This window comes from Dyella sp. SG609, assembly GCF_012275375.1.
Lineage (GTDB): Bacteria > Pseudomonadota > Gammaproteobacteria > Xanthomonadales > Rhodanobacteraceae > Dyella_D > Dyella_D marensis.
Genome location: NZ_JAAZQJ010000006.1, coordinates 1 through 21,630, shown reverse-complemented (window position 1 = coordinate 21,630; position 21,630 = coordinate 1). Strand labels below are relative to the sequence as shown.

Annotated in this window: 23 protein-coding genes and 2 pseudogenes; 13 read left to right on the top strand and 12 right to left on the bottom strand. The window is 58.9% G+C overall.

The genetic code is table 11. The annotated features are described in order from the left end of the window. The first annotated feature begins 420 nt into the window (after positions 1-420). On the top strand, positions 421-666 hold the full coding sequence (locus tag FHW85_RS12815; RefSeq protein WP_167252112.1) for a 2-hydroxyacyl-CoA dehydratase: 246 nt from the start codon (positions 421-423) through the stop codon (positions 664-666). A 488-nt stretch (positions 667-1,154) separates the two neighbouring features. After that, positions 1,155-1,607 (top strand): hypothetical protein, encoded by a 453-nt coding sequence (locus FHW85_RS12810; RefSeq protein WP_243867792.1) that lies wholly within the window; start codon positions 1,155-1,157, stop codon positions 1,605-1,607. Positions 1,608-1,626: 19 nt separating this feature from the next. Here FHW85_RS12810 and FHW85_RS12805 read toward each other — a convergent pair whose 3' ends face one another. Beyond that, positions 1,627-3,222, bottom strand: a complete 1,596-nt coding sequence (locus FHW85_RS12805; RefSeq protein WP_167252113.1) for an MASE1 domain-containing protein — start codon at positions 3,220-3,222, stop codon at positions 1,627-1,629. A 250-nt stretch (positions 3,223-3,472) separates the two neighbouring features. Between FHW85_RS12805 and FHW85_RS12800 the strand changes: the two genes are divergently transcribed. The 5 genes and pseudogenes from FHW85_RS12800 to FHW85_RS12780 form a co-directional block, all read left to right on the top strand. Further along, on the top strand, positions 3,473-3,898 hold the full coding sequence (locus FHW85_RS12800) for a hypothetical protein (RefSeq protein WP_167252114.1): 426 nt from the start codon (positions 3,473-3,475) through the stop codon (positions 3,896-3,898). A gap of 301 nt (positions 3,899-4,199) precedes the next feature. After that, on the top strand, positions 4,200-8,519 hold the full coding sequence (locus FHW85_RS12795; protein ID WP_210427786.1) for an RHS repeat-associated core domain-containing protein: 4,320 nt from the start codon (positions 4,200-4,202) through the stop codon (positions 8,517-8,519). A 10-nt stretch (positions 8,520-8,529) separates the two neighbouring features. Beyond that, the gene (locus tag FHW85_RS12790) at positions 8,530-8,883 is read left to right on the top strand and encodes a hypothetical protein (RefSeq protein ID WP_167252116.1); all 354 of its coding nucleotides are present in this window, start codon (positions 8,530-8,532) and stop codon (positions 8,881-8,883) included. 111 nt (positions 8,884-8,994) lie between these two features. Continuing rightward, positions 8,995-9,348, top strand: a complete 354-nt coding sequence (locus FHW85_RS12785; RefSeq protein WP_167252117.1) for a hypothetical protein — start codon at positions 8,995-8,997, stop codon at positions 9,346-9,348. A gap of 142 nt (positions 9,349-9,490) precedes the next feature. Beyond that, a pseudogene (locus FHW85_RS12780) lies at positions 9,491-9,583 on the top strand (transposase); the annotation flags it as partial. Between the two features lie 366 nt (positions 9,584-9,949). On the opposite strand, the gene FHW85_RS12775 reads toward FHW85_RS12780, so the two are convergent. Beyond that, on the bottom strand, positions 9,950-10,384 hold the full coding sequence (locus FHW85_RS12775; protein ID WP_167252118.1) for a helix-turn-helix domain-containing protein: 435 nt from the start codon (positions 10,382-10,384) through the stop codon (positions 9,950-9,952). 107 nt (positions 10,385-10,491) lie between these two features. Here FHW85_RS12775 and FHW85_RS12770 point away from each other — a divergent pair, with 107 nt between their 5' ends. Together FHW85_RS12770 and FHW85_RS12760 are read left to right on the top strand one after the other, a co-directional pair. Beyond that, positions 10,492-11,109 (top strand): NAD(P)H-dependent oxidoreductase, encoded by a 618-nt coding sequence (locus FHW85_RS12770; protein WP_167252119.1) that lies wholly within the window; start codon positions 10,492-10,494, stop codon positions 11,107-11,109. Positions 11,110-11,299: 190 nt separating this feature from the next. Then, entirely contained in the window at positions 11,300-11,935 is a 636-nt protein-coding gene (locus FHW85_RS12760) for a DsbA family protein (RefSeq protein ID WP_208399558.1), read from the top strand. Between the two features lie 68 nt (positions 11,936-12,003). Here the strand turns inward: FHW85_RS12760 and FHW85_RS12755 are convergent, their stop codons facing one another. Continuing rightward, positions 12,004-12,294 (bottom strand): hypothetical protein, encoded by a 291-nt coding sequence (locus FHW85_RS12755; protein ID WP_343203538.1) that lies wholly within the window; start codon positions 12,292-12,294, stop codon positions 12,004-12,006. A gap of 237 nt (positions 12,295-12,531) precedes the next feature. Between FHW85_RS12755 and FHW85_RS12750 the strand changes: the two genes are divergently transcribed. Continuing rightward, entirely contained in the window at positions 12,532-12,966 is a 435-nt protein-coding gene (locus FHW85_RS12750) for a response regulator (RefSeq protein ID WP_167252121.1), read from the top strand. A gap of 307 nt (positions 12,967-13,273) precedes the next feature. Here FHW85_RS12750 and FHW85_RS12745 read toward each other — a convergent pair. The 5 genes and pseudogenes from FHW85_RS12745 to FHW85_RS12725 form a co-directional block, all read right to left on the bottom strand. Continuing rightward, a pseudogene (locus FHW85_RS12745) lies at positions 13,274-13,630 on the bottom strand (DDE-type integrase/transposase/recombinase); the annotation flags it as partial. A 120-nt stretch (positions 13,631-13,750) separates the two neighbouring features. Continuing rightward, on the bottom strand, positions 13,751-14,050 hold the full coding sequence (locus tag FHW85_RS12740; protein WP_168648496.1) for a hypothetical protein: 300 nt from the start codon (positions 14,048-14,050) through the stop codon (positions 13,751-13,753). 287 nt (positions 14,051-14,337) lie between these two features. Beyond that, complete coding sequence (locus FHW85_RS12735) at positions 14,338-14,475, bottom strand: hypothetical protein (RefSeq protein WP_167252123.1); 138 nt, start codon at positions 14,473-14,475, stop codon at positions 14,338-14,340. Positions 14,476-14,562: 87 nt separating this feature from the next. After that, complete coding sequence (locus tag FHW85_RS12730; RefSeq protein ID WP_343203539.1) at positions 14,563-15,045, bottom strand: DUF1643 domain-containing protein; 483 nt, start codon at positions 15,043-15,045, stop codon at positions 14,563-14,565. A 102-nt stretch (positions 15,046-15,147) separates the two neighbouring features. Beyond that, positions 15,148-15,366: a hypothetical protein gene (locus FHW85_RS12725; RefSeq protein ID WP_167252125.1), complete on the bottom strand. Its 219-nt coding sequence runs from the start codon at positions 15,364-15,366 to the stop codon at positions 15,148-15,150. Between the two features lie 873 nt (positions 15,367-16,239). On the opposite strand from FHW85_RS12725, the gene FHW85_RS12720 reads away from it, so the two are divergent. Further along, on the top strand, positions 16,240-16,461 hold the full coding sequence (locus tag FHW85_RS12720) for a TonB-dependent receptor (protein ID WP_167252126.1): 222 nt from the start codon (positions 16,240-16,242) through the stop codon (positions 16,459-16,461). A gap of 140 nt (positions 16,462-16,601) precedes the next feature. Continuing rightward, the gene (locus FHW85_RS12715; protein WP_167252127.1) at positions 16,602-16,751 is read left to right on the top strand and encodes a hypothetical protein; all 150 of its coding nucleotides are present in this window, start codon (positions 16,602-16,604) and stop codon (positions 16,749-16,751) included. Positions 16,752-16,848: 97 nt separating this feature from the next. On the opposite strand, the gene FHW85_RS12710 is transcribed toward FHW85_RS12715, so the two are convergent. After that, complete coding sequence (locus FHW85_RS12710) at positions 16,849-17,061, bottom strand: cold-shock protein (RefSeq protein WP_167252128.1); 213 nt, start codon at positions 17,059-17,061, stop codon at positions 16,849-16,851. 919 nt (positions 17,062-17,980) lie between these two features. Between FHW85_RS12710 and FHW85_RS12705 the strand changes: the two genes are divergently transcribed. Continuing rightward, a complete protein-coding gene (locus tag FHW85_RS12705) occupies positions 17,981-18,220 on the top strand; it encodes a hypothetical protein (protein WP_167252129.1) in 240 nt (79 codons plus the stop codon). Between the two features lie 478 nt (positions 18,221-18,698). Here the strand turns inward: FHW85_RS12705 and FHW85_RS12700 are convergent, their stop codons facing one another. From FHW85_RS12700 to FHW85_RS12690, 3 genes are all read right to left on the bottom strand, one after another. Beyond that, on the bottom strand, positions 18,699-19,700 hold the full coding sequence (locus FHW85_RS12700) for an NADP-dependent oxidoreductase (RefSeq protein WP_167252130.1): 1,002 nt from the start codon (positions 19,698-19,700) through the stop codon (positions 18,699-18,701). After that, positions 19,697-20,533, bottom strand: a complete 837-nt coding sequence (locus tag FHW85_RS12695; protein ID WP_167252131.1) for an oxidoreductase — start codon at positions 20,531-20,533, stop codon at positions 19,697-19,699. The genes FHW85_RS12700 and FHW85_RS12695 overlap by 4 nt, the downstream gene beginning before the upstream one ends. A gap of 141 nt (positions 20,534-20,674) precedes the next feature. Next, the gene (locus FHW85_RS12690; RefSeq protein ID WP_167252132.1) at positions 20,675-21,256 is read right to left on the bottom strand and encodes a TetR/AcrR family transcriptional regulator; all 582 of its coding nucleotides are present in this window, start codon (positions 21,254-21,256) and stop codon (positions 20,675-20,677) included. Positions 21,257-21,630: the final 374 nt, after the last annotated feature.

The following is a 21,630-nucleotide window of genomic DNA, read 5'->3' as shown; positions in this document are numbered from 1 at the left end:
CAGTAGAGTGTCCTTGCCATAAGCCCCTGCTCCTTGGTCAGGGAGCGGCCATCAGCCGCCCTGTCTATCCATCGACTAGCTCAACTTCGCGAGACACGGCGTACCTAGCGACTTAGTCCGGCATGTCTGCTTCGGGTCGAAAGCGGACTTTACTGAACATCTGGACTAGCCAGGAAAAATGGTCACCACGCCGAGTTCTGACCTTCTGCCATGGCTCCGGAAGAGGTCGTGTGTCATGCCATGCCCGCCGACACTTAAATAGGTCGCCAGGGGGCTTATCGGGCAACCGTTACACTTGCCGATGGCCTTTCCTTTAAGGTGGCTCACTGGCGTGCTCCCTAGATCCCCAGACACGCCCCCCTTCGCCGGAACCGGCAGCACGGCGCCGACCTTCCCGCCGTCACCGGTACCCGACACAGCATGCGCAAGCACGTATCCGACGATATCTGGCAGCAATTCCAACAAGAGCTGGCCGCCTTAGACAGAAAGCCGGCCGAGCCATTGAACTCTGAGGAATTGGCCATGCTGACGCCGGCGCAACGGCTCGCACTGGCCAAAACCGAGTTCCGCGATCTGCAGCGAAAGCACCGACTTCACCTCGATGACGTGCTGACCTTCTTTCCTGAAGAGGAAGTGGTTTCGTTCCTGCAGAGTCTTATGAACTAAGGCATGGTGCTTTGGGCTTACTCTCCCTCGCAGATGAGCACGACCTGCGGCGAGCGCCAGATGATCTGCCTGGCATTTGAGCGGATTTGGCGGCGCTCGGTCCAGCCCCAGGGACTCACTTCTGGCGCGCATCAATCCGCATCACTTGCCACTCCACAGAAATCCTTCCTCGGACCAAGCAGGGCGCGGCTCGACGCCCTTGCATCTATTGCATCAAAAGTGCGGAGAGAAGTGCCCTGGCGAGGAGGGGGGACGACCGCGCGCGCTGAGGGCAAACCCTCTTTGCTCATGCACTGACCAGGGCCGTGGCCGCGACAAGCGCCCGTCTGGGCGCCGCACGCCGAGCCCCTGCTCGGATCCCATTTCAACCGCCGGAGAACGCCCCGAGCGACCGGCGAGGCCTGCTCATGCCACTTTCACACCTCAGTGCTAGATTTCGGTATCCGTTGATCGGTCGATTTCATCCACCCAATAAAGGGTCGCGTTATATGCACCTGCTCTCACGTGCAATCCTCGGCGTCGGCCTCGTCGCCGGCCTTTCCGGCACGGCCATGGCCGCGTCACCCAGCAACGGGCTTGGCCAGGCTTGGCCCAATGCACCCGACGTGAGCACGAACCCCAACTTCCATGTCTACGTCTTCGACTTTGGCGGGGTTCGGTACATCCAGGTCAATGACGCCAACGGAAACGTACTCGGCAGCGTCGGTAGCGCTGGAGGCATCTTCCTTACACTTCCCATTGGCCGGTACGCGAATCTCGTCGACACGCCATCCCAACCGACCGCCCTTCCGGCAGCAACGCAACCAGCTGCCGCACCCAAGCCGGTCTACAACGATGGCACCACGGCCATCACGGCGACGCCACTGTCCAACGGCGCCATGCAGTTGCGCGCCGCCGATGCCTGTGGCGACCCGGTCACCTGCAATATCAAGGTGCAGTAAAAGGACGGGCTAACTCCACCTAGGCGTGGGGTTGGCCGGGATGCTGTAGCGAGATCATGAGCCGCCGACCGTGAGGCAATGGGCGCTCACGCGTTGAACCTTGATAGGTCGCTGCGCGGTCCTCGATAGCACGGCGGCCCAGGCCGCTGGACAGCAGCCGCAGGGACGGCAGCAGCTTCTCCCAACCAATGTGCGCCAGGCGCTCCACGTCACCGACCGTTTGCACCAGCAACGTCATGCGTAGTGGGCGATGCGTCCCGCAGCGGACCTTGACCAACACTTCGCTGACGTTCTGTTCCATGCAGGCGTCCGTGACGGCATCGCAGATGAGGCGATAAGCAGCGAGGTGCATCGCTGGGGGAAACACGCTGGCCGGTCCCCGGACATCACACCAGAAGGCGATCCCGGCCGCCTCAAGGTGTCTCGCTAAGACACCCTGCGCTACCATCCCCGGCAGTCCTCTATCGCGGTACATCAGCGGATGCATGGCGTCGCTCAGGAGGTGGAGTTCGCCTTTCGCCGCCTCGGCAAGCCGACGATAACGACGATCCTCCGCCGCCGGCAGGTAGAAACTCACTCGGGAAAAAAGGTGGCTCAACATCACATCAAACGCTTCGCGCGTACGCTCAAGCGAGACCGCCGCACTGCGCAGCTGCGATTCACCCAGCTCCACGTTCCGCTGCGCGAGCGCCATCGCCGTGCGTGAGTCCACGCGCTCCTGCTCGGCCCGCCGATGAAGTCCCGCCACATGCTCGCCGACGAGCAGCATGGTGGCGATAGCCAGTGCCACCAGAACCTCCGCTTGAAGCGTGTTCGGATCATCCTGCGTCGGCATCAACAACATGATCCCCACGCTGGCGAGCGTCCCGGCCAATGCCGCGCCCCTCCAACCATGGCGGAGCGCCAAAAACACGACCGGCAGGAACATCGCCATCTGAGCGACCGGACGACTTTGTGCATCCTGGAGACCCGCCCACCCGACGAGCAGCATCACGGGAATAGCCACGAACACGGTCTCGAACAGGAGCCGACTATCCGCCACCTCGTGAAGCCAGGCATGCCATTGGCCGCGGGCCTCACTCGCTAGCTGGGCGAGGACCATCGCCGTAGGTGCAATCGTCAGCACGCCTAGCAGATTACCCAGCACCAGCCGCGGCACCACCTGGCTGTAGTCAAGGACATAGTTTGGTGGCAGCGGAGTAAAGAGCAACTGGCCAAGCGTGATGCCCGTGGCCATCGTCGCCACCACGAAGGAGCACAGGACAAGGCCAACGACCTGAAACGTCCCCTGCTTTGGAAAAAGCAGCCCGCGCTGACGGAAGGCCCAAACGACGGGCATGTAATACGCAATCGCCGGCACCAAGTTTATCGTTGCCCATACAGCGCCATATTGCGGATAGCAGTCGATACTCACGTAGACCATGCGCGCCAAACCGCCGAGTGCCAGCGCCGGCCAGTAGCGATACCGCGCCAGAAGCAGCGCACTCAGATGAAAACCGGTAACGATGATCCAGTGGGTAAAAGTCACTTTGCTAATGAGAAACAGCGCAGCGCAATACAACGCGCCGAGTGCAAAGTGTCGAATCAGGGCGTCCGCCCTTGGCCCAACCCGCATCGTTCTTCCCCTTGCCCAATCCTTGTGGTGTACCGCTCGAAAGCCGGGATCACACCGAGCCCAGCGTGAAACGCCTGTGAATCCTACTCGAAGGTCCGGAAGACGCGTAGGCGGCTTCGCCACACACTTGGTATCGATGCCGGTCAGCCTATTCGATATGCTTTCAGCACAGGAAAATGGAACTCACACAGGGAATCTATGAGCGGCATATGGGAGAAGGTCGGCTTTGGCGTGGTGTGGACGATCGTAGGTGCCGGCGCAACAGCCTTGGGATCAAGTACCTAATTTCACGGAAAGGCATAAAGGCGATACGGACGAAATTACCTATCTGAGCGGCCGTGTCCACGATCTCGAAAATAAGAATGATGAGCTTCGCAAAGAAGCCGGGGACTCCAAAGCATCGAGCCAAGCCGCCAGCGATCTAGTTACGTGCCGCGCGCAGCTGGAAGATATGCGACGCGTCCAGAACACGGCAGTGATCCAAGAAATACGACGACTTGAAGAAGCCGTAACTCAGGATGAGCGTCGTCTACCGGGCTTTGTTATTTATAACTGGACGGACGGTCAACCGAGTAAAGATAACGAGTCGTCAAGCGCCTATGTATTGAAGGAACGACTGACCAGAGAACGCTCAGACCTTTCAGCCATGCGTTTAAAGCTGGTATGCGCGCCCTAACCTTCTTCCACATTGGTCGTCTCATTTAGACGTCTAAATCCAGGCCAAAGCGCCCCTGCCAAGTCTTCACATTTCCTTGACATGATCTCCTGAGATGCTGCTGTGCTGGTCCGCGGCTTGCCCGACCGGAAGCATGCACACGGCTTTACGGATGACGCCGCGCCGCTGATGGACCGCAGCGCGAACTTAGGATCGAGACAACAACGGCGAGGGAACAAGGATGGCCGCTAGACAAAGGTGTCATAGCCGCACGCGCCGCGTGTGGTTTTCAGCGTGGGCGCTAGCCCTGTGTTTGGGATGGGTGGGCGCGACTAGCGCCACGACCTACTACGCCATCCCGTTCTACATAAAAGACTTCGATACGAACAACAACCCCGTACAGTATTCGTGGGGGGAAATCAGCCTAGCGCTCGATGGGACGAAACAGTTCCTCGCTGCCCGCTACCCCGCCGGCACGAATTGCCAAGTCGCCTCAGCCTATGAGAACGCGACACAGCAGGCCCAGGGCAACGTCGCGAAGGTCTACTACGTATCGACCGACCCGAGCAGCTTCGTCTGCCCAAGCCATGTCATCGAGATTCAGTTGTCGGCCTACGACAACAATCCCGAAAAGAACACCGGTGATGCGGGCAACTGCAACGGCGGCGACGGCGTGCAAGGCGGCGACGGCATCGTCACCTGCCCTGGCACCCCCTTGGTCTTGGACCCGATCAATCTGGCGACGGGTAATAAGTACGACCAAGAATCCGATTTCGATGCCCTGCCCTGGCTGACCTTTCGGCGCTTCTACAACAGCCAGGCCAGCGTGCGACCGGCGAGCATGGGGCCACAATGGCGCCACTCCTTTGACCGCTCCCTGCTGTTCCAGAACACGCTCGTGGGCGGCGGCGGCACGTCGTATATCCAACTACTCCGGGCTGACGGCCGCAGCGAGCGTTTCATGCCTACGGCCAATGGCGGTTGGGCAGCCGACCCCAATATCCCGGACACGTTGACGGCCGACAGCACGGGCTTCACCGTCTACGTGGCCGGCCCGAATCAGTTCGAGCGCTACTCGACCTCGGGCCAGTTGCAATACATCGCCGACGCCACCGGCCAAACGACGACGCTCACCTACAGCGGCGGCAAGTTGCAGACGGTGACCGACCCGTTCGGTCGCACCCTGCAGTTCGCCTACGACGGCGCCGGCTTGCTGCATACGGTGACACTCCCGGACGGCGGCGTGCTGACGTACGGTTACACCAACGGAACGCTGACCTCCGTCCAGTATCCGGATAGCAAGACCAAGCAATACGTCTACAACGAACCGACCTACACCGGCGGAGCCAACTTACCCTACGCCCTGACCGGCGTCATTGATGAAGCGGGCGTTCGCTACGACACCACGGGCTACAGCGCCACCAATGGTCGCGCGGTGTCGTCGTCGCATGCCGGTGGCGCCAATGCGGGAAGCGTGACAGGCGGCAGCAGCTCGTTCGCCACCATGACGTTTCCGCTGGGCGCGTCGGGCAACGTCTCCATGAAAGACGATGGCTATGGCGCCATCAAGCTGACGGGTACGTTTGCGGCCTGCAACACCGACTGGTGCAAGCAGAAGTATCAGACGATTCAGTACGACACGAACGGCTATCCCAGCCAGTACACGGACTTCACCTTCAACGTCACCAAGCTCACCTACAACACGGCGGGCCTGGAAACGCAGCGGATCGAAGGCTACAACCTGGCGTCGCTCGGGCAACAACGCACGATCAATACCACCTGGGACACCACGCTTCGCAACCCCTTGACGCGAATCACGCTCGACAGCAACAACAATCCCATCACGCAAAGCGCCTGGGTGTACAACAGCACCGGCCAAGTCACTGCGCGTTGCGAGGTTGATCCGGCTGTCAGCGGCGCATCTAGCTATACCTGTGGGAGTAACGCGCAGGCGCCCGGAGGCGTGCGTCAGTGGACTTACACCTACTGCACCAGCGTGGACGGCACCCAATGCCCCGTCGTCGGCCTAAAGCTGACGGAAGACGGCCCGCGCACCGATGTCTCCGATATCACGCATTACAGCTATTACCTGACGACGGATACGTCTGGTTGCGCCACTCCGGGCGGCGCGTGCCATCGGGCGGGCGACCTCTATCAGGTCGCCGACGCGCTGGGCCACGTGACCACGAACACCGCCTACGACCAAGCGGGGCGGCCGACCCGTCTGATTGATGCCAATGGGGTGATCACCGATCTGACCTACACACCCCGCGGCTGGCTCAAGACGCGCACGGTTGCCGGAGCGACGACAACGTATACCTACAAGCCTTATGGCGCCGTCGAATCCATTACCGATGCCGATGGCGTGACGATCACCTACGGCTACGACAACGCGCATCGGCTGACCGACATCACCGATGCCCAAGGCAACCACATTCACTACACGCTGGATGCCGCGGGCAACCGTACGGACGAAGCGACCTATGCCGTGGGCAGCTCCACCCCGAGCCGCCACCTGTCCCGCACGTTCAATAACCTGGGCCAGCTCACCAAGATCATTGACGGCTTGAACCACACCATCTTCGACGCCAGTGCCAGTGGCGGCTACGATGCGAACGGCAACCTGGTGACGTCGGTCGATGCGCTCGGCGTAACCCAGACCCGGAGCTACGATGGCCTGAATCGCTATTCGGGCCTCCAAAGCAGCGCCACAGTCAACGGTTCGACGGTGGTGTCGTCCACCAGCTACACCTACGACGTGCTGGACAACCTGACCCAGACCCTCACGCCGGACTACAAGTACACGACCAGCGCGTACGACGGCCTGAGCAACCGGAAGACGTTGACCAGCCCCGACACGGGCACAACCTCCTCCACGTTCGATGTCGCTGGCAACGTGCTGACCCGAACGGACGCCAAGAACGTTGTCGCCACGTCCAGCTACGACGCGCTCAACCGCGTGACGGCGACCACGTACGTCGATACCAGCCTCAATGTCGCTTACCACTACGATGAGGCCGACAGTGTTACCGGCTGCGTGGGCTCGTATCCGGTGGGGCGCTTGACCCGCATGGTCGAAGCCAGCGTCACCACGGTGTACTGCTACGACGCCCGCGGCAATGTCACGCAGAAGAGCCAGACCCAGGGTTCGGTGACCGACGTGACGGGCTACTCGTATACCTCGGCGGACCGGCTCGCCAGCGTCGTCACGCCGAGTGGCACGTCCGTCCAGTACCAGCACGACACCGTGGGTCGCATCAGCGCCATCACGGCGCTCCCGCCCGGCACGACGGGCGCCGGCACCGGCAACATCGCGACCAGCATCACCTATCTGCCCTTCGGCCCCGTTGCGAGCTACACCCTGGGGAACGGCCAAACCGTCACGCGCACCTACGACCTGAACTACCAGGTGACGGACGCCACCAGCCCGGCGCTCAACCTGCACTTCGCCCGTGATGCCATGGGGCGCATCACGGCCCTGGGCAATGTGCCTGGCGCCAACCCCGCCACGGAGACCTACGGCTACGATTGGTTGTCGCGACTCACCGGCGTGAACAACGCGGCTGGCACGAGCGTGGAGTCCTATACGTACGACGCCATCGGCAATCGCACGGGCAAAACCGGTAGCGGCCTCGCCACAGGCACATATAGCTACTACCAGTATCCCCACAACTGGCTGAGCTACATTGGCAGTGCCGCCCGCACCTACGACAACAACGGCAACACGACCGCTAGTTCGGTGGGTGGCGAATCGTTCGGCTTCGGCTACAACGGCCGGAATCGGATGACCATCGCGCAGCGCAATGGCAGCACCGTCGGCACCTATACCTATAACGCCCTGGGCGAGCGCGTCGCTAAGGTGGCCACGCTGCCGGCGTCGCTGAGCCAGCGCTTCGCTTATGACGAGAGCAGTCAACTCATCGGCGAGTACGGTGGGACCACCCGCGATTACATCTGGCTGGAAGATCTCCCGTTGGCCGTCATCGATACGCAAGGCACGGTGAGCACCACCAATTACGTGCATGCCGACGGCCTCAACACGCCGCGGGCGGTCGCCGACAGCACTGGCGCAACGGTATGGCAATGGGCGTATCAGTCCAATCCATTCGGCGAGGCTCAACCCAGCTCCACCAGCGGCTATACGCTTAATGTGCGCTTCGCAGGGCAATACTACGACGCCGAATCCCGCATCGCCTACAACATCAATCGTCACTATGAGGCGGCGACAGGTCGCTACCTCCAAAGTGATCCGACCGGACTGGACGCCGGCCCGAGCACGTATGGTTATGCCAATCTCAGCCCCCTGACTTTCACTGACCAGCTTGGCTTGCTCCCGACACCCCTACCTAAGCAACGTCAGCGAACCGTGCCATGCAAAACAGCGGAATTGGAACAGTGCCAAGAAATGTGTGCTCAGAATGGCACTACCGTCCAAAGTTGCAGAATGAATGAACTATTTAAGGTGACGAGAATAGTGGATGACAAATCCCTCTATGGATGGGTACCAAGCAAGCTAAGTTGCTCCTGCAAAGAACCGCCGCGGAGACCTTGGATCGTGCCCGAGCCCGAGCCAACTCGCTCTCCCGCCGCCGTCTCACCGAAATGCGACTGCACCGACCCGATAGAATGTGCAACTCACTAGGAAGCATCCCGTGATCACCTTTGATAAGCGCGAATTGCCGGAAGGCGCAGACTCAGTCAATCCCGAAAAACTGACTATCGGAGACACCTATTTCAAGGTTTCGTATGCCGATGAAGGCATGACCATTCCTTTGATGGATTCCGTGACTTATATCGGTCGAAATTTGGTTGATGATGATGAAGACACCCTCTACTTCCAAGACGTGGAATCCTATCGCGAAGGAGTTCGTTTCTCCGATACCGATGTGGAACCGGGTTCGGCCATGTTTTACGCTAACCCTGCCGAAGAGCTTCGATCGATGTTCGACTTTGAGGGTGCGCTCGAGGAACTAATGAGATGCTCTATTCGCCGAAAGAATAGGTGAGCGCGACACATCTCGAAGAGAAGGCGGTTAGTGGCCGCCTTCTCTATTGCATGAACCCGTCAATGACTTAAGCAGCTCACACACGCAGGCTGACAAACACCACCAAAGCTAATGACGATCACTTTTGATAAACGCGAGATACCTCCGTATGGCCAGTTCGTCAGCAATGACAAGCTGGTCATTGGCGAAACCTACTTCCATGTCACCTACGTCGATCAAGACATGTTGATCCCCACAGTCAGCTCACTGGTATACATCGGAAGGAATTTGGGCAATAACGAAGTAAACAGGCTCTACTTTCAGGACGTCGATTCCTACTTCGATGGCTTGCGAATCACCGACGAGAACCCTGACCCCAATAGCATGCGGCTCGAAAGCTTCCCCGAAGATAGTCCTTCCGTCTTTGAATTCGACTATGCACTCGAAAGCTTGATGCTCTGCTCCCTTCGTCGAAAAGCAAAGTAAGCAGCGTCCTCCTGCATCCAGGTGCTTTCTCTAAACAGAGTGATATGCCGTTCAGGATTTCTCGCGACTAATGACCCAACGCCACCGGTTTTGAGTAGCGCTTCGATTTGGAGTCCAATCCCTCAGCCGAAGGAGATTGGACGTGAAGAAGCGTTTTACCGAAGAGCAGATCATCGGGTTCCTGCATGAAGTTGACGCGGGCATGCCGGTCAAGGAGCTGTGTCGCAAGCACGGAGCTGCGTGCGGGTCTTCATGGTTCTCAAGAATGGCTGCTGTCTTATTCGGGCTCGTCAATCTGCTCCAGACGCAGAAACCCTTCCCTATCCTCGCCAAGACTGCGCAGGCGATTGCGTCGCCCACAGACCGGGCACATAAAGTGCAGGCCGAAGCTGTCGAGGTTGGCCTCGGCACCTCCCGTGAACTCCGGGAATTCGGTATGGCAGCGGATGCAGATCCACATGCCGGCGAGCATACGCCAGCCGAGCGTCAATGGTGATAGGTCGATCGCCACAAAACGACGTGGCCCGTCGTCATTTGGGGTCCAGCGGGACCATGCCTACGAACAGGTGTAGGCCTCCGCGCTGCAGAAGGCGAGACCCGTTTATCGGCGTTGATAGACGACGCCTTGAATCAAGACCTGATCCGGCTCCGGTTCCTCGTCAAAACGTTTATGCGCTTCGGCAATGGCGAGTTGGTTCTTGTTTGCCCAGTTAACCAAAGCCATGACCGGCTCCAGCAGCGTTCTTCCCATGTCAGTGAGTTCGTAATCAACGCGCGGAGGAATGGTTGGGAACATCGTTCGCGTCACCAGTCCATCGCGCTCCAACCCGCGCAACGTCAGCGTCAGCATCCGCTGGGAAATGCCGTCGATGCCGCGCTTCAATTCGTTGAAGCGCCGTGGGCCATTAGCCAGCATGACGACGATGTAGAGGCTCCACTTGTCGCCGATGCGATCCAATATTTGGCGGGTTGCCACACAGCCGCCGGCATTCGGTGCAGGCATATCGGTGGGCAGCTCGATGTGACCAGGTGACATGCGTGTGCCTTCTTGTGAGGACAGGGCAGAAGGCACCATCCTAGGTATGAATTAGTAAGTCAGGACAATTAGCTGACTTAGTTCTTATTTTATACTTAGGAGCCATCATGAGCCATACCCTGCTTGTCACCTCCAGCCCGCGCGGGGCTGACAGCCTGTCCACTCGCTTCGCCACCGAAATCGCAGAGGGCATCCAGGCCCGCTCGGGCGGCCCGCTGACCGTGCGCGACCTTGCCGCGAATCCTCCGCCCCATATCGCACCGGCCTATATCCAAGGCAGGACCACCTCGCCCGGAGAGCGCACGCCGGAACAGGCAGAGGCAGTGAAGGTCGCGCAAGCGTTGGTCGATGAGTTGAAGGCCGCCGATGTGATTGTGCTCGGTTCGGGCATGATCAACTTCGGCCTGCCCTCGCAGCTAAAGGCTTGGTTCGATCACGTCACCTGGCCGGGTGTCACTTTCGGCTACGGCGATACTGGGCCGAAGGGGCTTCTGACCGGCAAGAAGGTCTATCTCGTTACCGCTGCCGGCGGCGTGTTCTCGGAAGGTGCTTGGGCACCGTTCGACTTTCAGACCAGCTATTTGCTGCACCTCCTCGGTTTCATCGGCCTAACCGACGTTGAAGTGGTGCGTGTCGAAGGCACAGTTCTGGCCCCCGATGTGGCGAAGGCCGCCATCGCCAACACGGAAACAGCCATCAAAGCTTTGATGACGAAGGCTGCCTGACCTCATGGCCGGGGAAAAACCATCGCACTGTGCAGCGCGACCGGGCCGACCGGGAGGCACATCATCGAGGAAGCCTTGAAGCAGGGCTACAACCTGTCGGTCTATACGCGCGACGCCAAGAAACTCGCGCCGTTCGCAAGAAGGGTCGAAATCGTTGTCGGTAGCGCGAAGATCAGATCACGAGATGGTTATGCAAATAGATCTCTATACTGAAATCTCATGTCCGTGGTGCATCGTCGGACATCACCGTCTCGACAAAGTGCTGGCGGAGCGTTTTCCCGACTTGGTTGTTGATATCAGGCAGCACCCCGTCCTGCTGCTGCCTGATGCGCCGGCAGGTGGCCTTTATATTCCCGACTTGCTGCGTTCGCGCTACGGCATAACCGATCCGAAGGCCGCCTTTGCTCGCCCCGAGGGAGAGGCTCGCGCTTCGGGCTTCGACTTGGATCTTAGTCGTCAGCTCTGGGCCTATCCGACCCAGGCAGCTCATGCCTTGATTCTGGCAGCCACTGGGCGTAACACGCAGCATAGGCTTGCGGTTGCAATCACCGATGCTTACTTCATCGCAGCGAAGAATATCTCCGATGCGAATGTGCTGGCCGACATCGCAGCCGACTACGGCTTCGACCGCGATCAGGCGCGTGCCATTGCACTTGATCCCGAACAGCACCGCCGCGTCGAGCAGGAAGCGGCCAAGTCGGCCGATGCCGGTGTCCGTTCGGTTCCTCACTTTGTCTTTGGAGGAGGCATTGCCATCAATGGAGGGCGCAGCGAAGACGAAATTGCTGCGGCAATACATGCTGCTTTTGGCGCAATCTCTCTCTGACGCGGCTTCCCCAAATCCAATGACTCGGAACTTGGCGCAGGTCAAGTCGATAAGGTCCGGCAGTGCCGTCATACGTTCTCTAGCAGGCGCCTCACGCGAGTTCCAATATCGTCTCGCACAGCGCGATAGCCGGCATCGTCCATATGCTTAGGATCGGGCAGGTTCCAATCCTCACGTCGCTTGGCAGGAACCCACGGACAGTTGTCGCCGCAATCCATGGTTACCACGGCGTCGAACTCGCCGCCGACCTGATCTAGCGATTTGGAGGCGTGCGTGCATAGGTCGTAGCCAAGCTCCGCCATGAAGCGAACCGCCTTCGGATTGATGCCCGGATAGCTACCCCTGGTCGTCAGAGTCACAAGAACCCGGGCGGCTGCGAAGAGGAGTGATCCAGCAGGCTTCTCCTCCAAGCGCGGAACTGTACCTTCGGGATGGCACCCGTCCGCCCTGAGGCATTAAGACCTGCGCACTTACTAGACCGGCTATAAACGACTATTGGTCCGGCTGGATGACTTACATCCAAAAACCAGCCAACGGCGTACAGTGACACTGCCCTCCGAGGCGACCATGGAAGGCGCCGTCACAGAGTAGGTATAATGAGCGCAGAATCACCCAATGCCGATATCGGTGACCAGCAACCTCCTAGGCCGCGGGTGCTGGTGGTGGAAGACCAAGACGACGTTCGAGCCATACTTTGCGCGATGCTGGAAGAGCTTGGCTTTGAGGTCATGAGCGCGATCAACGCCGATGTCGCCCATGCTCTGCTTGCCGCTGGCGGTCGCTTTGACTTGTTGCTTACTGACGTCAACATGCCCGGCTCTTTCGACGGAGCGCAGTTGGCCTTCCTAGCACGGGAGATCGATCCAAACATGATGATCGTCGTCGCCTCTGGACGCATTGATGAGGCGGCTGGAAGGCTACCAGCCGACTTGTCGATCTTGAGAAAGCCATTTGGCCTGGAAGAGCTAGTCGCCGTGGTCGGAAACCGACGTCACCGCCCCGACGAGCAAGCGAGCGACGTCGTTGCCTAGAAGACTCCCGAAGCGTTACAGCAGGTCTGCTAGCGTCGTCACCTCACCAGCACACGCCACCGCGGCGATCAACTGCCGAATGCTGATATTAGCGAGGAAGTTGGCGTCCCAGCGCATCATCGACATCGTTTCGCCGGGCTCGCCATCGGGTACGGGAACCTGTGTGGTCCCCTCCCCCAGCACGGCGAGGACATGCTCCTTCGTGAGCGCGTCGGCACCGTAGTTCTGGATGGCTAGCGAACTTATAGGAGTAGTAGCCGGTCACTTCACTGCGCGAGAAGCTGGTGTCCGCGGCTTTCTCGCGATAGTTGTAGAAAACCTCGATGTAATCGAACAGGTCGCTACGTGCTTCCTCGCGACTGCCGTAGACGCGACCTCGTACCCTCTCCTTCTTCGAGCTGCTGAAGGACGACTCTGCCACGGAGTTATCCCAGCAATTGCCACGCCGGCTCATGCGGACCTCCAGACCATGCTCGCGACAGAATCGACGCCAATCGTCACCACCGTATTGCACGCCTTGGTCAGAGTGGATCACTACGCCTGATGGGGGATGTCGCCTCCAGATCACCATCAACAGCGCATCCATCGCCAGCTCACGTGCCAGACTGGGTTTCATTGACCAGCCAACGGATGCACGTCCACATGAAGGCAAGCATGCGCCCACGCCTGCCAAGCTAGTAGACATACCTAGTTATTTGCTTCCCACCGTCCTGGTGACAGCTCTACTCATGCCCCATTCCAAGTCCATGGCTATTTGGACTGGGCAGGAGGGTCGAAATGACCTTCAGCCACTGTCATTCGAAGCAAGCAACCTACGCGCGAATTTGCTGGCGTACTCAGAAAGAGCCTCTCTGTCGACACTGTGTCCGGTGTCAAGACACCAAAGCGCGAAAGATTCGGATTGCACCTCCACCTTAAATGCGAGGACGCCAGCACGTCGTTGTTGATCCAGAACCTTCGTAGCGGCGGCCTCCCACTGACCGAACGTGGTGTGCCAACTGCGCTGGGGAACGAGCCGGCGAAATGCCTCGTAATCCTCCTTTATGAACCAAGGAATGCCAACCGGGTGGCGCATTTTGTTCATGTCCTGCTCCAGCAGCGAACGCCAATCGCGCATGCGTTCCCACAAGATGAGGCGTGAGAGAACTTAAATGCGCGCTTGGCAGCGACGCCCCGCTACGTTATAAGCCTCCGCGTGAGCCTCCCGTGCTCGATAACCTACAGCATGTGGTAGCCGGACTTGCGCCTTCTGACCCATAGGACTAACGTCGAATAGGTCTGCTGTTAGGAATCCCTGTGCCGACGATCACAATCGATGCCTGGGCAGACGGTCCCAACGCCTTTGGTCTATGGCGTGGACACTGGCGGCTGTTACGCGACGGCCTGGCGATCAAAGGGCGCTTTGGTGTCACCGGAGAGCGCTTTCTTACCCGGGTTGATGCTGTAGATGCCGCCATTAGGTGTGGTGTCTCGGATCAGCGAAACGTCCCTGAGGGTCAGCCAAATCATGGATGGTGATCGGGACACACATCCTTCGACTCCGCATCAGTCATAACAGCGCTCCTTGAAGGAAACGCAGTCTGCCGATTGACTTTCTCAAACAACAAAGTCAACAAGCGGCGTGTCATATTCAACCATGAGCGGGTGGCAAGGATCACCACCTTTGGTGATGCCAAGGCATTTCACGGGCTTGCCGCTAGCCAGCAGCAACCCAGACAGCCATGCCACGCGTGGACGGAGGCGCTCCGGCAACTTCGATCGCGTCCCCCAGCACGGAACGAGCACATCGGCGCACTGGATGATGTTTTCCAGCTCGACCGCATTGCGCGGCCCAAATGGGTCAGCACACTTGCCAAGAACTGACACACTAGCAGTACGAAACGCAAAGATGCTCCCGGCAACGCACTGCGATCCGCCCCAGCGCCTCGTAAATCCAATTTTCTTACGCATGCCGGCATCGCCAGCTTCCGCATCGGCGACAGAAGGATAGACCCCAAAGAACGCGAAGACCGGCCCGCTCGCCGCCAACTTCTGAGTGAGGCAGTAGCGGTATCGGCCGCAATCGGAAATGATGGCCACGCTCGGCATATGGAACTGGATTACCGCCTCGCTGGCTCATTTGTCACGTGACCGCTTTCCGGTGACGCGATAAAGAAGTCATCGACATGATCCGACCGGCCTCTATTCCTCACCAATGAATTCCCTGCCAGCGGTCCATGCCGCCGCCTTAGACAGAAAGCGGCGTGCATGCTCGCCAATCTCTTTCGTGAAGCGACCACCACCAAGTGACATTCGCGCACCGAATCGATATGCAGTCACTCTCGCATTTGCGGGATGTTTGATCTCTGTAAGAGATAATTCCCAGCCCCCGATCATCTCACGACGAACGATACTGCTCACGACGCCACCCTCATAAGTCTGGATTGTGACCGACGCTACGGCCTATGAACGAGACTGCCATGAAAGCTTCGCTTCGCACCGCATCGACATAGTTCCTCGGCCTTCTTTTATCCTGGTCAAAGATGAGCACTACAAGACCGCCGGGTACGGGACGCTCTGGCGCGTGCATATCTGGTCGATCAAATTGAAAAGCCAATCATCGTCTTCGTGCGCGCACTGCGTTCGCACACCGTGAAATACGCCATCCGTCCACCGGAAGAAATCCGGTTCGCTGGGGTTGCTGGAATGCAGTTGCACTATCCCCGCTTCAATGCGGCTCAGCATGCTTCGTAGCTCTTGTCTCGATTTCAACATGACGTCGTCTCCCGGTCAGTGCAAAGGGCGAACCTTGAGCAGCCCATGCCGTAACTCCGAAACGAATCGGGGAAGTGCTCGGGTAGCGTCAGGAACAAAGCCGCGTGACTGAGGCACTTGCCAAGACTGGAATGTCTTCATGCCCCAACGCAGCATGCGCCTATAGTTGTTAGGTGGCGGTAACGCGGAGGACGACGGAGGCATGTATTGTGTAGTGATCGCCTCGGATGCCCATCGCAGCTGCAAGCGCGATAGCTTTACGACATGCTACGGTAGCGTAACGGAGGAAAGCGCATGCTTAGGGAACATTCTGCTCGGACGGCAATGTTCCGACATCTCAGACCATTCGCAACCTCTCCTCCAAGACCCTGTGACCCGGCTCTCTAACAGAGATCGCTGATGATGCGTATGCGCCACGCATCCTTGCCTCTGTGACGCCAAGTCGTGCTCGGCATCTATGCACTTTAGTCTTCGAGAGATCGTGAAGTGCACCACTGCGCTCTCACCAAGGAGGTCGCCATGACCAATATATCCGGCAAAACCACGAATGGCTTTACGTACGAAGGCGAGTACGAACTTATCCACGCGGATCGCGTCAGATGGAGCGCAACCTACCGACGCGATGGCATCTTCTTCGGGATGCGTCATGGCGGCATCAACGAACTTCTAGGCGTGTCGCCCGGAGAGGTTCAACAGGTCGTCATGGACGATATCGAGTTTACATGGACCCAAGCGGGCTAAAAGCATGGCCCTTTGGCAGCAACGCTCATATATCTGAGCTCGATGATGGATCTTAGGATCAACCGCTTGTCCTTGACGCACGACGTACGACGATCGCTCTACGGAGCCGATGCCCCATCACCACAACTGAGAACGCTCCATTGGTAAAGACCAACTACTCTTTCGAAAAACGCCAGCGGGAAATTGCAAAGAAGAAAAAGCAAGGCGACAAGCAGGCCAAGAAAGTGGCATCCCGCGATGGCGCCAGGATGGAGCCCATGGCTGGAACAGCAAATGCCAAGAGCATCTGATCCTGCCGCCGTTCCAGGAATGCGCTGAGCACCGCAAGTGCGCTTAAGGCAAAAAGCCCGGCACAAGGCCGGGCTCTTTTCCTTCAGGCAAGGATCCTTAGATCGCCTGCACCTGTTCCGCCTGCAAGCCTCGCTGGCCTTTGGTCACGGTGAAGGACACCTTCTGACCCTCGGCCAGGCTCTTGAAGCCTGCAGACTGGATCGAGCGGAAGTGGACGAACACATCGTCACCACCCTCGTCTCGGCTGATGAAGCCAAAACCCTTGGCATCGTTGAACCACTTGACGGAACCAGTTTCAGTCTGGGCCATGTCTATTTCTCCTTGAAACGAGTAAGGCCGCATCGCGGCGGAAAAGCTGGTCGCAAGGAGGAAGGGGAACAACGGTGTAGTGAAAAGCTATCTACAGCATCAGGCCACAATTCATGGTGACCCTCGAAACTCAGCCGCTTCACACTACAGGGTAATTCGCCAAAGAGCAAAGCGCGCATACGCCCCGCTCAGACTGAGTGTCTTCCGTTACCACAGCATGAGGGAGCTGAGTCGATGCCATCATTCAAGCAAGCGCAAGCCTGCGGTGCTGATTGCCAGGCTTGAAAACGGCAACTCCCTCATCGATGGGTGCGAGCAAGTCGCCTCGCCGGCCTTACGGGTAACAGCAGTGGGGAAGCCGATACGCTATGCTGGCCCAAAAGCGCTATTCCGCCTGTCAGAGGTGCTCGCGTCGCCAAGCGTATACGAAGGTCATTCTCGACCTGAAAAGCAGATTCCGCCTGCTGTATCCGAGTAGCCATCCCTGGCTCGGCGATTTGTCCCCGGCATTCGTTGCCGGCACCCTCCTTACTCAGAGAATCCCATGACGCACCCTCCGAAGCCCTTCACGGCGGCAGATATTCATGCCGTCTACGCCACTGTGCCGGCGAAAAAAGACAATTCCGGCGAAAACGATGCGTCGAAGTACACCCGGTCACCGCACTTCAAGCGTGATCCGAACCACCCTGGAAGAGCACCGAACAAACTGGATCTCGTTCCTGGATCGCGCCGAAAGTAGACGAGCGATCAGGGGCAGTTGTCCCTTTCCATGTCGATGCCATTACTGGACTTAACATTCTTCATATGCTCCTAGGGCTACACCACGTGAAGCCATGAAGCACATCGGCCACCTGTCACGCGCATGACCTGCGACTGGGTCCCTGACTCGTCTTCGCTCCAGTCGCAGGAGATCGCCATTGTGTCCGACGAAATCAGAGGTTCGTATCGAGACTTGATCTACATCGTTGCTTACCAGCAAGAAAGCGGCAACGTGAGCTGGTCGGCGAGCCTAGAAGATGATGAGGGGTCAGTGACTTTCATCACCAGCCACTTCATTTGCAGCCTCGGAAAGGTCCATTGCGAGAAGCTGATCCGACAACGGGTCTTCGCGAGCATCGACGAATACCATCGCCGCCATGAAACCCCTACGCTTCACTAAACCAGGGAGACAGCGCCGATCTCATTCCGCGCCAAAGACCTCACATACCAACTCGAACAGCTAGTCCGCCGGCATGGCCTCGCATGATCGCCGCTGCGCATTGCTCGTCATGTGACGCGGCCTGCTGCCGTCGCACGGTCGTTCTTCGACCAGACGACACCGTTCCCGCGCATCTCACCATGGATCTCGCCAATGGGCTGCGCGTCATGTAGCGGAATGAAGAAGCCTGGTGTGTGGCCCTGAATAACGGCCGCATGAACTGCGGCATCTATGAAAGCCGCCTGGCGGAACGCGGTCGATTTGTCATGGGCGGCCCTATTGCAAAGCGGTTTGCGCTGACTCTTTCAAACAGGCAGGGAATACGTAGAGCTTGCGCCACGAATGGCTGCGAAGAAATACCGGCGCCCCCTGGCCACCGCCCAGCGCACACTCTGGCCTCATGTCCAGTTGCCACGTGCACGAGTCGAAGCGTTCTTGCTCATTTGACCTTGACGACGACCTTGCCCCTGGCGTGCCCCGCTTCGACGTAGGCCAAGGCCTCGCTGACCGATTCGAATAGGAACACCCGATCCATGACGGGGCGGATGACCCCAGCCTCGACAAGCCGGGTGATCTCTCGCAACTGAGGCCCGTTGGACCGCATGAATAAGAACGCGTATCCCAGATCACGGCGGGCTGCCTTCCTCCTGACACCAGAACTCAACAGGCGGGCAATGAGCACGACGAACCATGGCGCCTCGATACCTTTTGCGAATGCTGGATCGGGAGGGCCGGAGATCGAGATGAGATTTCCGCCGGGCTTCAGCACACGCAAGGACTTCTCCAGCGCTTCCGCGTTCTGGCTATGCATGACCAGGTCGTAATCCTGCAACACGTTCTCAAAATCGTCTTTCCGGTAGTCGATGACGACATCCGCCCCAAGGCTCTTCACCAGCTTTGCATTCGCGCTGCTCGTGGTGGTCGCCACGGTGGCTCCCATATGCTTGGCCAATTGAATGGCGAAGCTGCCTACGCCACCGGATCCAGCCTGGATGAATACGTTCTGGCCCTTTTTCAGGTGAGCTTTTTCAACCAGGGCTTGCCAAGCGGTCAGGCCGACCAATGGGATCGACGCCGCCTCTTCCATGGTGAGATTCCCGGGCTTGGGCGCGACATCGTTTTCGTTCACGGCGATGAATTCCGCGAATGTGCCGATGCGGTGATCGGGCGCCCGTGCATAGACTTCGTCGCCTATGTTGAATTGCCGAACGCGCGATCCAACTTGAACCACGATGCCGGCCACGTCATGGCCCAATACCAGTGGCATGCGATAGGGCAGGATGAGCTTGAACTCGCCGCTCTTGATCTTGAAATCCAGCAGGTTCACACCCGCGGCGTGGACTTCGATCAACACATCGTCATCCCCGAGCAAGGGCTTCGGCATGTCGCCGAGCCGCATCGTCTCGGTTTTGCCGTATCGGTCTACGATGAACGCTTTCATGGTGTACGCCTTGCCCGCACAGCATCGAGCTGAAGATCTTTTCGAATCCCGGCGTCCATCACGCTGGCGGGTGCGTATTTGCGAAGGAGCTGCAGGCCGCGCGCTCGGCCGCCGGCGGTGTACCGCAGCTTCGGATGGGGCGCCAGAGCAGCTTTCAACACAGTATCGGCAACAACATCGGGTTTATCTCCCGCCTCGACGAGTTTCTTCGTTCTTTCGGCCAGTGCCGCACGAATCTCACGGTACTCGTCGAGCTTGGCATCGGGCTCCAGAAAGTTGGCCTCGAATTGCGTCTTCGTGTACGCAGGCTCGACGACGGAGACCCGGATGCCTCGCGTGCGCAGTTCGTGGTCGAGTGATTCCGAGTAGCCTTCGACCGCGTGCTTGGTGGCCGCATAGAGCGCCCCGTATGGCATCGGCAGGAAACCAAGCACGGAGCCAATATTGATGATGCGACCGCCGCCTTGGCGTCGCATGTGAGGCACGACGGCGCGAGTCATACGGATGAGACCGAAAAAGTTGGTATCAAAGATCGCCTGCGCCTGCTCGATCGAACTTTCCTCCGCTCCGGCGGGAGCAACGCTGAAGCCGGCATTGTTGACGAGTAGATCGATGCGGCCTTCTCGCCGGATCACTTCTCCGACTGCGGCTTCCGCCGACTCGTCCCGCGTCACGTCCAGCGGCAGCATCGCAAAGGGCAGCTGACCGACCTGCGCTACGCGTCTACTGGTGCCGTAGACCGTATAGCCGGCGGAGGCTAGGCGCTCCGCCGTCGCCTTGCCGATGCCCGAGGAGGCACCCGTGACCAGCGCGATAGATTTCTTAGGTTTCATGGGAATGCCTTTTGACGTGTAGCCGTGAACTCGATGAGGTGAAGCGGTGCGTTATCAGGTCGACGCGGTATTGCCTTCCAATGCTCTGATTATGATGTTCATCATATTCATGCTCACAAAAAGGCTCAGCCGCGGCGCCGCTCAGGCTGTGGCCGGGACGAGGTGATTCAACGCAGCCTTCAATAACGCATCGGAGAGCGTGGAATCATCCACAGCACGAGCCATGACCAGGGCGCCAACCATCGTGGCTGCGGTGACCAGGGCATGCTCATGCGCGCCCGGCTGCCCCCAATCGGGCGATTGACGAGCAATCACATCGATCATCTCCTTGATCCGGCGCGTGGCGGCTCGACGCACCTCCTCCGCCTGGCGCGGCATCTCCGAACCAAGCGCCGCGACGGGACAGCCCATTTCTGGACTTTTAACGTGCTCTTTTGACAGGTAAGCGCTCAGCAACCGCTGCAATGCCTGCTCCGGCGGCACAGAGGCAGCGATCTGTGCCGAGGCGGCGACAGCCTCGGCGCCTGCGCGATCCGCCGCCTCAGCCAGCATCGCCTCACGTGAAGTGAAATGAGCGTAGAACCCACCGTGCGTCAGGCCAGCTTCCTTCATGATGTCGGCAACGCTAGTGCCGTCATACCCGCTGCGGCGGATGGCGCGCGCGGCAGTTTCGACGATGCGCTCGTGCGTCGCTGCCTTGGATCGAGTGGCAGTTCGTCTCATATGATCGTCATCATATTATTTCTCGACTGAAATGCAAGAGATGCCTGATCGGGGATGCGCTTGCCCCCTGAGCTGCGCAGTTACCCCCGCCTCACCCGCGCACCCTTTAGAGGTCGATTTCGACGCAGCTATTCACAGCCCTCCAGGGTCCGTCTGACGCGGTCTGGCGGGCATGAAAAGTGAGGCGGCAGCGACGCGCTTTGACGCACGCCAACAGGTCCCGTGTGATCGCTCGCGACGGTGGATGCCCTGGCTTATGCACGCGCCAGCGAAAGCGGCTGGTACGCCCCCGCTTTCGTAGACGGTTAGCTACTGGATTTTGAGTTAGCCGCCTCGAACATCATTGGCGCAAGGCCTCCCAGATGTCCATGGCG

Coding starts and splice junctions, on each gene's coding strand:
- FHW85_RS12775 (WP_167252118.1), bottom strand. CDS start 10,384: ATGTCACCTGGTCACATCGAGCTGCCCACCGATATGCCTGCACCGAAT.
- FHW85_RS12750 (WP_167252121.1), top strand. CDS start 12,532: ATGAGCGCAGAATCACCCAATGCCGATATCGGTGACCAGCAACCTCCT.
- FHW85_RS12735 (WP_167252123.1), bottom strand. CDS start 14,475: ATGATTTGGCTGACCCTCAGGGACGTTTCGCTGATCCGAGACACCACA.
- FHW85_RS12760 (WP_208399558.1), top strand. CDS start 11,300: ATGCAAATAGATCTCTATACTGAAATCTCATGTCCGTGGTGCATCGTC.
- FHW85_RS12810 (WP_243867792.1), top strand. CDS start 1,155: ATGCACCTGCTCTCACGTGCAATCCTCGGCGTCGGCCTCGTCGCCGGC.
- FHW85_RS12785 (WP_167252117.1), top strand. CDS start 8,995: ATGACGATCACTTTTGATAAACGCGAGATACCTCCGTATGGCCAGTTC.
- FHW85_RS12700 (WP_167252130.1), bottom strand. CDS start 19,700: ATGAAAGCGTTCATCGTAGACCGATACGGCAAAACCGAGACGATGCGG.
- FHW85_RS12740 (WP_168648496.1), bottom strand. CDS start 14,050: ATGAACAAAATGCGCCACCCGGTTGGCATTCCTTGGTTCATAAAGGAG.
- FHW85_RS12770 (WP_167252119.1), top strand. CDS start 10,492: ATGAGCCATACCCTGCTTGTCACCTCCAGCCCGCGCGGGGCTGACAGC.
- FHW85_RS12815 (WP_167252112.1), top strand. CDS start 421: ATGCGCAAGCACGTATCCGACGATATCTGGCAGCAATTCCAACAAGAG.
- FHW85_RS12720 (WP_167252126.1), top strand. CDS start 16,240: ATGACCAATATATCCGGCAAAACCACGAATGGCTTTACGTACGAAGGC.
- FHW85_RS12805 (WP_167252113.1), bottom strand. CDS start 3,222: ATGCGGGTTGGGCCAAGGGCGGACGCCCTGATTCGACACTTTGCACTC.
- FHW85_RS12710 (WP_167252128.1), bottom strand. CDS start 17,061: ATGGCCCAGACTGAAACTGGTTCCGTCAAGTGGTTCAACGATGCCAAG.
- FHW85_RS12690 (WP_167252132.1), bottom strand. CDS start 21,256: ATGAGACGAACTGCCACTCGATCCAAGGCAGCGACGCACGAGCGCATC.
- FHW85_RS12695 (WP_167252131.1), bottom strand. CDS start 20,533: ATGAAACCTAAGAAATCTATCGCGCTGGTCACGGGTGCCTCCTCGGGC.